We start from the raw sequence: 12,339 nt of genomic DNA on the forward strand, positions 1-12,339 counted from the left end.
CATGTCCACCATCGACCTCACCGCCGGCAACTTCGAGCAGACGGTTCTCGACAACGAGATCGTCTTCGTCGACTTCTGGGCGTCGTGGTGCGGCCCGTGCCGCAACTTCGCACCGATCTACGAGGCGGCCGCCGAGGAGCACGGCGACCTGGTGTTCGGCTCGGTGAACACCGAGGAGGAGCAGCAGCTCGCCTCGGCCGCGCGGGTCACCTCGATCCCCACGCTGATGGCGTTCAAGAAGGGCACGTTGGTGTTCTCGCAGGCCGGTGCGCTGCCCGCGCCCGCGCTGGCGCAGGTCATCGCCGCGGTCCGCGACTTCGACGTCGACGCCGCGAAGGCCGAGCAGTGAGCGAGCTGTCGTTCGGGCTCGACACCTTCGGCGACGTCACGCTCGACCCCGCCACCGGCGAGCCCCTGGGACACCCGCAGGTGCTCCGCAACATCGTGGAGCAGGGGGTGCTGGCCGAGCAGGTGGGCGTCGACGTGTTCAACATCGGCGAGCACCACCGCGCTGACTTCGCGGTCACCAGTCCCGAGATGGTGCTGGCGGCGATCGCGGCACGCACCGAGCGGATCACGCTCGGCACGGCGGTCACGGTGCTCAGTTCCGACGACCCGGTGCGGCTCTACGAGCGGTTCGCAACCCTCGACGCGCTGTCGAACGGCCGCGCCGAGATCACCCTGGGCCGCGGCTCGTTCACCGAGTCGTTCCCGCTCTTCGGCTACGACCTGGCCGACTACGACCAGCTCTTCAGCGAGAAGGTCGACCTCTGGGCCGCCCTCCAGGGCGAGCAGGCGGTCACCTGGGACCGCGGCACCCACCGCCCGGCCCTGCGCGGCGCGCGGGTCTTCCCGAACACCGAGCGCGGCTCCATCCCCACCTGGATCGGCGTCGGCGGCTCGCCCGAGTCCGTCGTGCGCGCTGCCCGGTACGGCTTCCCGCTGACGATCGCGATCATCGGCGGCGAGCCCGCCCGGTTCGCGCCGTTCACCGACCTGTACCGTCGCGCCCTCACCGAGCTCGAGCGGCCCGCTCTGCCGATCGCCGTGCACTCCCCCGGCTTCGTCGCGGACACCGACGACGAGGCGCGCGAGGCGCTGTACCCGCACTTCACCGAGAGCCGCACCCGGATCGGCGCCGAGCGCGGCTGGGGACCTCCCACCCGCGCGCAGTACGACGCCGAGGTCGACCACGGCGCGCTCTTCGTGGGCTCGCCGGAGACGGTCGCCCGCAGGATCGCGGACGCCGTCCGCGCGCTCGGGATCCAGCGCTTCGACCTGAAGTACAGCAACGGTGCGATGCCGCACGCCCAGCTGATGCGCAGCATCGAGCTCTACGGCACCCGGGTCGTGCCGCGGGTCCGCGAGCTGCTCGCGGACGCCCCCGTCACGGCCTGAGGGCCGCGGCGCCGAGGAACAGCTCCACCAGCACGTCGACCAGCCGGCCCCGCTCGACCTCGATGTCGCCCTGCAGCGCGGCGCCGAGCGTGTGGGCGACGCCGCCGATGAGGAACTGAGCCCGCAACCGCACCTCCACCGGCAGCCCCTCCGAGGGCTCAGCGGGGTCGCCGGAGGAGGCGGTCGCGGCCAGCATCCCGACGAAGCGGCGTGACTCCTCGAGCACCCGGGGGCCGAGCACGGGCGAGGTGATCGACTCCAGCAGCGCGATCCGCCCCTTGCGCGGGTCCTCGAGGAACAGGTCGACCATCTCGGCCAGCACCGCCCTGGTCCGTGCGGCGGCGTCCTCGGGAGCAGCGGCGAGCGCGCCCAGGGAGCGCGCCGCGGCCTCGCCGGCGATCTGCTCGAACACGGCGAGCTGGAGTGACTCGATGCTGGCGAAGCTCTCGTAGAAGTACCGCGCCGCCAGCCCGGACTCCTCGGCCACCCCGCGCACCGTCGCGCCGGCGACCCCGCGCGTGCCCATCAGCTCCAGGCCCGCCTCCAGCAGGCGCGCGCGACGCTCGGCGACCCGCTCCCCGGCCGCGCGGCCGCCGTACCGTCGCGCCTGCGTCACCCGGACATCGTGACACGCGCGTTGACCGATGGGGCCGGCAGGCGACTGTGACGCGGGCACAAATCCGCCGCGGCTCTCTGTCGCCGGGCACGAGCGAGGGGTCCGGCGCCCGCCGCAGACTCGGTGAGGTCGAGAACCCCACCCGAGGAGCCCGCGATGCACGACGTGATGACCCTGGTCCCGATCTTCGCCTTCATGCTGATCCCGTTGTGGATCCCGCTCGCCGCGATGGCGTTCGGCGCGCTCCACGACGCGGTGGTCGCACCCGCGCGGGCGGCCCGGCGTACCGCCTCGGCCCACCGCGCTCCGGTCAGCCCCGTCGGTCCTCGGGTCCCCGCGGCAGGAACTGCTCGGTGAAGGCCGGCCAGGCCTCCTCGATCAGCTCCTCCATGTCGAGGTGCGTCGCCTTGCGCACGTAGGCCTTCGCCAGCTCGGTGTCCAGCACCTTGAGCAGGAAGCGCCGCAGCTCGGCGTCCAGGCCCGCGACCTTGCGCAGCATCGCCCCGCGCCGGGTGTCGGTCTTGAGCACGAGCCCGATCTGGTCCTCGGTCGGGGTCCTCAGCTCCAGCCTCAGCTTGAGCGGTGCCTCGGTGTGGACCACCAGCACCAGCGGTACGACGACCTCCGCGTTGAACGTCAGCCGGTCCATCGGCAGGCCGAGCTCGAAGACCACGCTGATCGGCAGGTCGATCGCGTAGGTCAGCAGCTCGCCGGGCACCAGCTCGCCCGTGGTGGGCTGGTAGGTCCCGACGAAGCTGACGCTCGCGAACGCCCGGCCCGGGCCCGCGCCGATCGGACCGAGCGCGATCTGGTCGCCCAGCACCTCGTCGATGGTGCGCAGGATGCGCTCCTTGTGGAGCACCCTGCGGATCCAGGCGACGCCGAACTCCTCGTACGTCGTCGACGTGTCCGCCGACGGCGTGGTGACCTCGTCGGTCACGGCTCCCTCCAGCACGGCTTCCCCCATGTCGCCCCTGTGTCGCCCCTGGTCGTCCCGGATCCCCCACCAGGACGGACGATTCTCGTACACCTCAACGACGCCGGCGGCCCCGGGTCCCGCAAATCGCCGAGACCGTGTCGGCGTCGTCGGACATGATGGGCGCATGCCGAAGACTGCCGGGTCCCACCCCGCCGACAGCCACGACTACATCCGGGTGCAGGGCGCCCACGTCAACAACCTCCAGGGCGTCGACGTCGACATCCCGAAGCGCCGCCTGAGCGTGTTCACCGGCGTGTCCGGATCGGGCAAGAGCTCGCTGGTGTTCGGCACGATCGCCGCCGAGTCGCAGCGGATGATCAACGAGACCTACTCCACCTTCGTGCAGGGCTTCATGCCCTCACTGGCCCGCCCCGAGGTCGACAACCTCGAGGGGATCACGACCGCGATCCTCGTCGACCAGGAGCGGATGGGCGCCAACGTGCGCTCGACGGTCGGCACCGCCACGGACGCCAACGCGATGCTGCGCGTGCTGTTCAGCCGGATCGGCGACCCGTTCATCGGTCCGCCGACGGCGTTCGCGTTCAACGTGCCGACCCGTCGGGCGGGCGGCGTGATGCAGACCGAGAAGGCCGGCGGCAAGGTCGAGAAGAAGGTGGTCAAGAACGCCATCTACCTCGGCGGCATGTGCCCCGAGTGCGAGGGCCGCGGCAGCGTCTCCGACCTCGACCTGAGCGCGATCGTCGACGAGTCGAAGTCGCTGGTCGACGGAGCGATCCTGGTGCCGGGCTACACGGCCGACGGCTGGATGGTGGCAGCGTTCAAGGCGGTGCTGCCGCCGGAGAAGGTGGTCTCGGCCTACACCGCGGCCGAGCGCGAGGACTTCCTGTACGCGGAGCCGCGCAAGGTGAAGGTCGACAAGATCAACGTCACCTACGAGGGCCTGATCCCCAAGATCCGCAAGTCGATGTTCAGCAAGGACGTCGACTCGCTGCAGCCCCACATCAAGGCGTTCGTGGAGCGGGCGGCCGTCTTCGCGCCCTGCCCCGCCTGCGACGGCACCCGCCTCAACGAGGCCGCCCGCGGGTCGAGGATCAACGGCAGGTCGATCGCCGACGTCTGCGCCATGCAGATCACCGACGCCGCCGAGTGGGTCCGCGGCATCGACGACCCGTCCGTCGGGCCGCTCATCGCCAACCTGCTCCACCTGTTCGACTCGTTCGTCGAGATCGGCCTGGGCTACCTCTCCCTCGACCGCCCCGCCGGCACCCTGTCGGGCGGCGAGGCGCAGCGCACCAAGATGATCCGTCACCTCGGCTCCGCGCTCACCGACGTCACCTACGTCTTCGACGAGCCCACCATCGGGCTGCACCCCCACGACATCGAGCGGATGAACAAGCTGCTCCTCGAGCTGCGCGACAAGGGCAACACCGTCCTCGTCGTCGAGCACAAGCCGGAGACGATCGCGATCGCCGACCACGTCGTCGACCTCGGCCCCGGCGCCGGCACGGGTGGCGGCACCATCTGCTTCGAGGGCGACATCGCCGGCCTGCGCGCCTCCGACACCCTCACCGGTCGGCACCTGTCCTACCGTGCGGAGCTGAAGGAGACGGTCCGCGAGCGCACCGGCGCGATCGAGGTCCGCGGCGCCTCCTCGCACAACCTGCGCAACGTGGACGTCGACGTACCCCTCGGCGTGCTGTGCGTGGTCACCGGCGTGGCCGGCTCCGGCAAGAGCTCGCTCATCCACGGCTCGATCGCCGGGCGCGACGAGGTCGTGGTCATCGACCAGGGCGCGATCAAGGGCTCGCGACGCAGCAACCCGGCGACGTACACCGGCCTGCTCGAGCCGATCCGCAAGGCGTTCGCGAAGGCCAACGGCGTGAAGCCGGCGCTGTTCAGCGCCAACTCCGAGGGTGCCTGCGAGAGCTGCAACGGCAACGGGATGATCTACACCGAGCTGGGGTTCATGGACACCGTCGCCACCGTCTGCGACGAGTGCGAGGGCAAGCGCTTCCAGGCCTCGGTGCTCGAGCTGCGGCTCGGCGAGCTCAACATCGCCGAGGTCCTCGACCTGCCGGTCGCGCAGGCCCACGCGTACTTCGCCTCCGGCGACGCCAAGACCCCCGCCGCGGCGGCGATCCTGCAGCGGATGGAGGACGTCGGCCTCGGCTACCTCAAGCTCGGCCAGCCGCTCAACACCCTCTCCGGCGGCGAGCGCCAGCGGCTCAAGCTCGCCATGCGGATGGGCGAGAAGGGCGGCGTCTACGTCCTCGACGAGCCGACCACCGGCCTCCACCTCGCCGACGTCGCCAACCTGCTCGGCCTCCTCGACCGCCTCGTCGACGCCGGCAAGTCCGTCATCGTGATCGAGCACCACCAGGCCGTGATGGCCCACGCCGACTGGATCATCGACCTCGGCCCCGGCGCCGGCCACGACGGCGGCACCGTCGTCTTCGAGGGCACCCCGGCCGAGCTGGTCGCGAAGCGGTCGACGCTGACCGGCGAGCACCTGGCGGCGTACGTCGGGGAGTGAGTTTCACCGGCCGGCCGGTGAAACTGGCGCTTGGACGAGGAAGCATCGTCGTCCAAGCGCCAGTTTCGTCGTCCAAGCTCGCGTGCGCCGGCTCGATCACTCCCAGGCGCGCACCGCCTCCGGGTCTCCACCGACACCGAGGTCGCGGGCGGCCGCGGAGATCCGCTGGGCCAGGTCCAGGTCGGCGGTGGTGAGCGACCCCGTGTCGTGCGTGGTCAGGTGCACCGCGAGCGAGGGGTAGCCCAGCTTGAGGTCCGGGTGGTGGTTGGCCGCCTCGGCCAGCTCACCGATCGCGTTCACCAGCTCGAGACCCTTGACGAAGCTCCCGGTGCGGAACACGGCGTACGCGTGCTCCCCGAGGACCCGCCAGTCCCCCACGCCCTCGGCCTGGCTGAACTGCTCCGCGCTGATCTGTTCGTAGCCCATGCTCCGACCGTACGCCGGCCGACGGATCAGCCCGCCGTCCAGAGCCCGTCATCTGCGATCCGTCGCGCACCGATGCCGGCGTCGAGCAGCGCTCCGAGACGCTCGGCCAGCGCCTCGGGGCGGCCGCGCGGCACCTCCAGCCGTGCAGGATCGGCGGCGGAGAGATGGAGGGCCACTTCGATGGCATCGCCCTCGCGAGCCGCCCAGAACGCCATCCGCTGACCGAGGTCGGGATACTGCCTCAGCAGGTGCCGCACCACCGCCCGGGGCCACGTCTCCCAGCTGGAGTCCGTCATGGCCGCCCGGACCGTCGTGTCGTACAGGTCGGCGTCGAACCGGAACGTCGGGAGATCGAGCGCGGTCGACCACACGTCCTCCTCGACGGCCGGGTCGGGAACCGGGTCGATCGGCAGCGCGCCGTGGTACTCCCCCGTCACTGTCCGGAAGTCGGTCCACTCGACCACGTCACCACGACGGACGACCAGTCCGGCCACGTTGGAGCAGCCGAACTCGCCGCAGCCGCAGCCGTAGAAGGCGATCCGCCGCGGCGGGTCCTGCGGCACCAGTGCGCCGCTGGAGAGCAGGTCCTCGGCGTCGTTGGGCTGGTCGGCCCCGTCGCCGGCCAGGACGTCCTGGCCGTCGATCAGGAGGCGGACGGTCGGGCGGTTCGGGACGGTGCGGTCGACGTGGATCGTCAGTCGGTTCACGGTTGCCTCCGGGGCAGGACCCACCACGAAGGCAGGGAGCGACCTTACGCCTCGATCAGCCCGCGTGCACGTACGGCCGCCGCCGGGGGTCCGGCTCGGCACGGCGCAGGACCTCACGGGTCAGCGGCGCGACCTCGCCGGTGCCGAACAGCAGGAAGCGCGCCATCTGCGGCACCGGGCTGCCCTCGGTCCACTCGAAGTACATGTGTGGCCGGACGCCGGTGCGATCGCGCAGGTCGAGGAGCAACGCAGCGAGCGCGTTGGGGATGGTGGCGGCGTGCACGGTGAGCACCCGGTACTCCTTGTGCGCCACCGACCCGGTCACCACGACCCGGCTCTCGAAGTCGGAGTAGTCCTCGACGACGACCTCGACGAAGACCAGGTCGCCGCCGTTGGGCAGCTCGTGGGCCTCGACGATCTTGCGCACCTTCGCGCGGTAGGCGCCGGCGTCGTGGTGCTCGGGGTCGTGCGCGACCAGCCGGAGGGTACGGCGCGCGCAGTCGCGGATGAAGGCGTCGGCCTTGGCGTCGTACTCGATGTCGATCGTGCGCAGCTCGAGCGAGCGGGTCATCCTCGACAGCAGCGAGACGGCGACGATCGCCGCGATGAAGCAGGCGCCGATCTTCACGCCGTCCGGGCGCTCGAGGACGTTGTCGATCGTCGTGTAGACGAAGACGACCGAGATGAGGGTGAACGCGATCGTCCACCCGCGCTCGCGGGCCTTGCGGGCCGCCAGGGCGACGGCGACGCTCGCGGAGGTCATCAGGACCAGCACGCCGGTGGCGTACGCGCCACCCTGCGCGTCGACGTCGGCGTCGAAGATCCAGGTGATGACGAAGGCGGTCACGGTGAGCACGCACACCAGCGGGCGTACGGCGCCCGCCCACTCCGGCGCCATGCCGTAGCGCGGCAGGTAGCGGGGGATCAGGTTGAGCATGCCGGCCATCGCGGAGGCGCCGGCGAACCACAGGATGAGGATCGTCGAGACGTCGTAGACCGTGCCGAAGCCGTCGCCGAGGAACCGGTGCGCGAGGTAGGCCAGCGCGCGGCCGTTGGCGCTGCCGCCGTCCTCGAACTCCTTGGCCGGGATGAGCAGCGTGGTGACCAGGCTCGAGCAGATCAGGTAGACGCTCATCATGATCGCGGCGGTGGTGAGCAGCCGCTTGGTGTTGCGGATGCGTACGGCGGGCCGCCGGGCGTCGTCGTCCGGCGCCCCCTGGACGTGGGTCATCACCGCGACCCCGGTCTCGAAGCCGGACATGCCGAGTGCGAGCTTCGGGAACAGGGTGAGCGCGACGGCGATCATCAGCGCGACGTTGCCGTGCTCGACGCTCAGCGCGCTGGTCCAGTCGGTGACGACGTGCCCGTTCTCGAGCACGTGCGCGGCGCTGACGACGATCACGACGGCGTTGAGCACCAGGTAGACGCTGACCAGGCCGACGGCGAGTCCGATCGCCTCGGTGAAGCCCTTGAGGAAGACACCGCCCAGCAGGGCGATCAGCCCGAGCGTGATCCACAGCTCCTGGCCGTGCAGGAAGTCCGGCACGTGCGGGTTCTCGACCACGTGGGCGCTCGCGTCGGCGGCCGACAGGGTGATCGTGATGATGAAGTCCGTCAGCGCGAAGCCGAGGAGCGCGAGCACGAACAGCTTGCCGCGCCAGCCGACCAGGAGCCGCTCCAGCATCGCGATCGAGCCCTGCCCGTGCGGGCTCTCCGCCGCGACGCGGCGGTAGACCGGGAGTGCACCGAAGAGGGTCAGCAGGACCAGGACCACCGTCGCCAGCGGACTGAGCAGACCGGCGGCGAGGAACGCGATGCCCGGCTGGTAGCCGAGGGTGGAGAAGTAGTCGACACCGGTCAGGCACATGACCTGCCACCACGGGCGGGTGTGGTCGCGATCGTGCTGCTCGGCTCGGGGGGCGTTCGACGCCGGGACGGCGTCGGCGGTCACAGGGGTGCTCACGGCTCCATGCAACCCCCGCGACGCGCTCGGCGGGCACTGCCTAACGGACCCCTAACAGGCATCAGGCAGGCGTGAGGAGCGTGTCAGGATCGTGTCAGGACCGTCGGTTCCCGGGTCGGGCGCGACTTCACTGGAGGTCGTGAGCACGACACCGGTCACCCACCCCCCGATGCTGGACCAGTACGGCGTCCGCTGGGGGGTCGCCGGCGGCACCCTCTTCGTCGGCGCCGCGGCGTGCACCGCCGTACCGCTGGCCGGGTGGTCCGGCGTGCTGACGCTGCTGGCACTGACGGCCGCGTGGAGCCGCGTGCTGCCGCGGTCCTGGGCCGTGTCGCTGGCGGTGTCGGGGTGGGCCTTCGCGACCGGCTTCGCCGTGCACCATGCCGGCCGGCTGACCTTCGCCGGGGAGGACCTGCTCCGACTGGCCCTGTTCGTCGCCGTCGCCGCGCTGACCGCTGGACCGCCTGGAGCACAATGGCGCGCATGAGCAGGAGCCTGAGCCCGCGGCGCCGGGTGGGCGGGCTCGTCGTCGCGGTCGTGGCGCCCGTGCTGCTCGTACCGGCCCTGGCGCCGCTGCGCGACCACCTCAACCTGGCCAGCGACGTCGCCCTGTTCCTGGTGGTGGTCGTCGCCTCCGCACTCGTCGGCGGCGTGGTGCCCGCGCTCGTCGCGGCCGTGGTCGGTGCCGGGCTGCTCAACTTCTGGTTCACCCGGCCCTTCCACACCTTCGCGATCCACGACGCCAACAACGTCGTGGCGCTGGTCGCGTTCGTGGTGGTCGCCGTGATGGTCGGCTGGGTGGTCGACCTGGCGGCACGGCGGGCGGCCGCCGCAGCGGCTGCTGCCGAGATCGAGGCGGCCGACCGGATCCGCACCGCCCTGCTCGCCGCGGTCGGCCACGACCTCCGCACCCCGCTCGCCGCCGCGAAGGCCTCGGTCTCCGGTCTGCTGAGTGCCGATGTCGCCGTGTCGCGCGACGACCACGACGAGCTCCTCGCCACCGCCGACGATGCCCTCGACCGGCTGGCAGCCCTCGTGGGCAACCTGCTCGACATGAGCCGCCTCCAGGCGGGGGCGATCCCGGTGCGGCTGCGGCCGGTCGCCTTCGGCGACGTGCTGGCCTCGGCGCTGGACGACCTCGGAGTCGCGCCGCGCGGTGCGGTGCTCGACGTACCCGACGACCTGCCGGCCGTCGTCACCGATCCCGGCCTGCTCGAGCGGGTGCTCGTGAACCTCCTCGCCAACGCCCAGCGGTTCAGCCCGCCGGACCGGCCACCCCTGGTGCGGGCCGCGGCGACGCTCCAGCCACCGCGGCTGGTGGTCGAGGTGGTCGACCACGGCCCGGGCATCCGCGCCGGGGACGAGCAACGGATGTTCCGGCCGTTCCAGCGCCTCGGCGACTCCGACAACGCGACGGGGGTCGGTCTCGGCCTCGCCGTCGCGCGCGGCCTGGCCGACGCCGTCGGCGGTGAGCTGGCACCGGGACCGACCCCGGGTGGTGGCCTCACCATGCGGCTCACCCTGCCCGTGGAGGAGATCTCGTGAGCAAGGTGCTGGTGGTCGACGACGAGCCGCGCATCGTGCGGGCCCTCGCCATCCACCTGCGCGCACGCGGGTGGGACGTCGTCACGGCCGGGGACGGGACCGAGGCGCTCGACGCCGCGGCCCGCGCCCAACCCGACGTCGTGGTCCTGGATCTCGGGCTGCCCGACCTCGACGGGGTCGACGTGATCACCCGGCTCCGGGCACGCTCGCCGGTCCCCGTGCTCGTCCTGTCCGGGCGCTCGGACAGCGTCGACAAGGTCGATGCGCTGGACGCGGGCGCGGACGACTACGTCACCAAGCCCTTCGGCATGGACGAGCTGGTGGCGCGGCTGCGCGCCCTGGTCCGGCGCGGGCAGCCCGACGAGCCGACGACCACGGAGGCGGTCGTGACGTTCGGCGACGTCACCGTCGACCTCGGCGCCACCCGGGTCACCGTCCGCGGCGAGGAGGTCCGGCTCACGCCCACCGAGTGGCACCTGCTCGAGGTGCTGCTGCGCAACCCCGGCCAGCTGCTCAGCCAGCGCCGGCTGCTGACCGAGGTGTGGGGTCCCGGATACGAGAACGCCCACGGCAACCTGCGCCTGTACGTCGCCCAGCTGCGCCGCAAGCTCGAGGCCGACCCCGCGCGGCCGGTGCACATCCGCAACGAGCCGGGGATGGGCTACCGCTTCGAGCTGTGAGCCGGTGCTGCGAGGATGCGGCTCGTGGGCAAGGTGTTCGAGTGCGAGATCCAGGCGCGGCTGCGCGACATCAACCTCGGCGGACACGTCGACAACGTCGAGGCGATCCGGGTGCTCGACGAGGCCCGGCTGATGTTCTTCCGCCACGCCCGCCTCGCCGAGGGTGACGAGCCCCGCGGCCTGCTCCGCGACCTGCCGAAGGGCGTGACCGAGCTGGTCGGCTCCCAGCACGTCGAGTACCACGCCGAGATGCGCTTCGCCGCCTACCAGCCCTTCCTGGTGCGGATCTGGGTCAGCCACGTCAGCCGCTCCTCGTTCGCGGTCTCGCTCGAGCTGCGGGTCGCGCCCGACCACCCGCCGGCGGTCGTCGCCGAGACGAGCGCGGTGTTCTGGGACACCGCGGCCGGGTCGTCGTGGCCGATCTCCGACCAGGTGCGCGCCGCGCTGGCGGCGTACGCCGGCGAGCCGGTGGCGCTCAGGCCCCGGCCGGGACACTGACCTCCGGCGCGATCCGCCAGGCGAGGCCGAGCAGTCCGACCAGCGCCGCCAGGGCGAGGATCCCCGCGACCGCGGCGTGGAACGCGGCGTCGTGCCAGCCGTGGTCGAGGTGCAGCACGCCGCCCGCGAGCGAGGTCGCCGTCGCTGCAGCGAAGCCCGCCGGCAAGGTGAGCGCAGGCAGCCGCCGGGGACGGGACGCGCTGCGCGGGAGGCGGCGGACGTGGTGCACGATCGCCCAGCCCACCGCGAGGAGGCCGAGGATGCCGGAGGCGAACTGCGCCCACTGCTGACCGGGCAGGGCCCCGTGCGTCTCCCGCAACCAGGCGACGTGCCGCACACCCCACCGTCCCTCGTGGGTGAAGGCGTCCCACAGCGTGTGCGTGGTCGAGCCGACCACCGCCGCGAGCGGGGCGAGCAGCCAGGCACGGCGTCCGATCCGGGCACGGGCCGGGAGCCGGTCACGGATCACGCAGGGCGCGGTGTCGACGAGGGCGTCGCGCCCCAGCAGGTCCCAGAAGGCCAGCAGGACCAGGCTCAGCCCGAGGTCGAGAGTGGCGATGCCGGCCGCGCTGTGGCTGAAGCCGTAGAGCCCCCACGTCTGCGCGAGCACCGGCAGGTCGGGCGCCATCGACCCGATCACCAGCGCCGAGAGCGGCAGCCCGAGCCCCCGCAGCGGCAGTACGGCGGCCGGATGGGCCAGGGTGACCGGCACGTCAGGACCTCGGCGCCAGGTCCAGGGTCGCGGCGAGCTCCTGCCCGACCTCGATCCCCTCGGCCCGTCGTACGGCGACCTTCAGCGGCACCAGGTAGCGCCCGTCCTTCGGGAAGAGCGCGGTGCGGAAGTCGGTGTCGCCGATCCGCACGTCGACCGCCACCTGGCCCCAGTACTCCTGGCCGCGCGCGGCGTCCTTGATGTCGTCGCTGGTCCCAGCGGGCACCTCGAGGAAGACGAAGGGCGCCGGACCGCGCCACTCGACAACGGCGCCGGAGAAGACGAAACCGGGGTCGGGGGACGCGGGCACGTGGCCACGGT

General features: G+C 72.0%; 15 protein-coding genes. 8 read left to right on the plus strand and 7 right to left on the minus strand.

The features are described 5' to 3' along the window. Window position 1 precedes the first annotated feature (1 nt). Together trxA and BJ958_RS19030 are read left to right on the plus strand one after the other, a co-directional pair. The gene (trxA, locus tag BJ958_RS19025) at window positions 2-349 is read left to right on the plus strand and encodes a thioredoxin (protein ID WP_179728451.1); all 348 of its coding nucleotides are present in this window, start codon (window positions 2-4) and stop codon (window positions 347-349) included. Continuing rightward, the gene (locus tag BJ958_RS19030) at window positions 346-1,398 is read left to right on the plus strand and encodes an Atu2307/SP_0267 family LLM class monooxygenase (protein ID WP_179728452.1); all 1,053 of its coding nucleotides are present in this window, start codon (window positions 346-348) and stop codon (window positions 1,396-1,398) included. Before trxA ends, BJ958_RS19030 begins: the two co-directional genes overlap by 4 nt. Here BJ958_RS19030 and BJ958_RS19035 read toward each other — a convergent pair. After that, window positions 1,388-2,014 (minus strand): TetR family transcriptional regulator, encoded by a 627-nt coding sequence (locus tag BJ958_RS19035; protein WP_179728453.1) that lies wholly within the window; start codon window positions 2,012-2,014, stop codon window positions 1,388-1,390. The two genes, BJ958_RS19030 and BJ958_RS19035, sit on opposite strands and share 11 nt — an antisense overlap. Before the next feature lie 156 nt (window positions 2,015-2,170). Between BJ958_RS19035 and BJ958_RS19040 the strand changes: the two genes are divergently transcribed. Further along, complete coding sequence (locus tag BJ958_RS19040) at window positions 2,171-2,371, plus strand: hypothetical protein (RefSeq protein WP_179728454.1); 201 nt, start codon at window positions 2,171-2,173, stop codon at window positions 2,369-2,371. Here the strand turns inward: BJ958_RS19040 and BJ958_RS19045 are convergent. Then, window positions 2,325-2,981, minus strand: coding sequence for a hypothetical protein (locus BJ958_RS19045; protein ID WP_179728455.1), 657 nt, complete (start codon window positions 2,979-2,981; stop codon window positions 2,325-2,327). The genes BJ958_RS19040 and BJ958_RS19045 overlap by 47 nt on opposite strands. Window positions 2,982-3,117: 136 nt before the next feature. Between BJ958_RS19045 and BJ958_RS19050 the strand changes: the two genes are divergently transcribed. Beyond that, window positions 3,118-5,487, plus strand: coding sequence for an ATP-binding cassette domain-containing protein (locus BJ958_RS19050; RefSeq protein WP_179728456.1), 2,370 nt, complete (start codon window positions 3,118-3,120; stop codon window positions 5,485-5,487). Window positions 5,488-5,583: 96 nt separating this feature from the next. Here the strand turns inward: BJ958_RS19050 and BJ958_RS19055 are convergent, their stop codons facing one another. From BJ958_RS19055 to BJ958_RS19065, 3 genes are read right to left on the minus strand one after another with little or no spacing between them, the layout of a single operon-like run. Next, on the minus strand, window positions 5,584-5,913 hold the full coding sequence (locus tag BJ958_RS19055) for a 4a-hydroxytetrahydrobiopterin dehydratase (RefSeq protein WP_179728457.1): 330 nt from the start codon (window positions 5,911-5,913) through the stop codon (window positions 5,584-5,586). Window positions 5,914-5,939: 26 nt separating this feature from the next. Next, complete coding sequence (locus BJ958_RS19060; RefSeq protein ID WP_179728458.1) at window positions 5,940-6,620, minus strand: hypothetical protein; 681 nt, start codon at window positions 6,618-6,620, stop codon at window positions 5,940-5,942. Window positions 6,621-6,675: 55 nt separating this feature from the next. Then, on the minus strand, window positions 6,676-8,583 hold the full coding sequence (locus BJ958_RS19065) for an APC family permease (protein ID WP_343052736.1): 1,908 nt from the start codon (window positions 8,581-8,583) through the stop codon (window positions 6,676-6,678). 139 nt (window positions 8,584-8,722) lie between these two features. Between BJ958_RS19065 and BJ958_RS19070 the strand changes: the two genes are divergently transcribed. The 4 genes from BJ958_RS19070 to BJ958_RS19085 are packed head-to-tail and all read left to right on the plus strand — an operon-like array spanning window position 8,723 to window position 11,306. Further along, entirely contained in the window at window positions 8,723-9,070 is a 348-nt protein-coding gene (locus BJ958_RS19070; RefSeq protein WP_179728459.1) for a hypothetical protein, read from the plus strand. After that, window positions 9,067-10,128, plus strand: coding sequence for a sensor histidine kinase (locus BJ958_RS19075; protein ID WP_218865871.1), 1,062 nt, complete (start codon window positions 9,067-9,069; stop codon window positions 10,126-10,128). Before BJ958_RS19070 ends, BJ958_RS19075 begins: the two co-directional genes overlap by 4 nt. After that, entirely contained in the window at window positions 10,125-10,808 is a 684-nt protein-coding gene (locus BJ958_RS19080; protein ID WP_179728461.1) for a response regulator, read from the plus strand. The genes BJ958_RS19075 and BJ958_RS19080 overlap by 4 nt, the downstream gene beginning before the upstream one ends. Window positions 10,809-10,832: 24 nt before the next feature. After that, window positions 10,833-11,306: a thioesterase family protein gene (locus BJ958_RS19085; RefSeq protein ID WP_179728462.1), complete on the plus strand. Its 474-nt coding sequence runs from the start codon at window positions 10,833-10,835 to the stop codon at window positions 11,304-11,306. Here BJ958_RS19085 and BJ958_RS19090 read toward each other — a convergent pair. Beyond that, window positions 11,284-12,018, minus strand: coding sequence for a DUF4184 family protein (locus BJ958_RS19090; protein WP_179728463.1), 735 nt, complete (start codon window positions 12,016-12,018; stop codon window positions 11,284-11,286). The genes BJ958_RS19085 and BJ958_RS19090 overlap by 23 nt on opposite strands. Window position 12,019: 1 nt before the next feature. Then, window positions 12,020-12,328 carry a DUF1905 domain-containing protein gene (locus tag BJ958_RS19095; protein ID WP_179728464.1) on the minus strand — a complete coding sequence of 103 codons (309 nt, stop codon included), beginning with the start codon at window positions 12,326-12,328 and terminating at the stop codon, window positions 12,020-12,022. Between the last annotated feature and the right edge of the window lie 11 nt (window positions 12,329-12,339).

Origin of the sequence: Nocardioides kongjuensis (assembly GCF_013409625.1) — a bacterium.
Taxonomy (GTDB): Bacteria; Actinomycetota; Actinomycetes; order Propionibacteriales; family Nocardioidaceae; genus Nocardioides; species Nocardioides kongjuensis.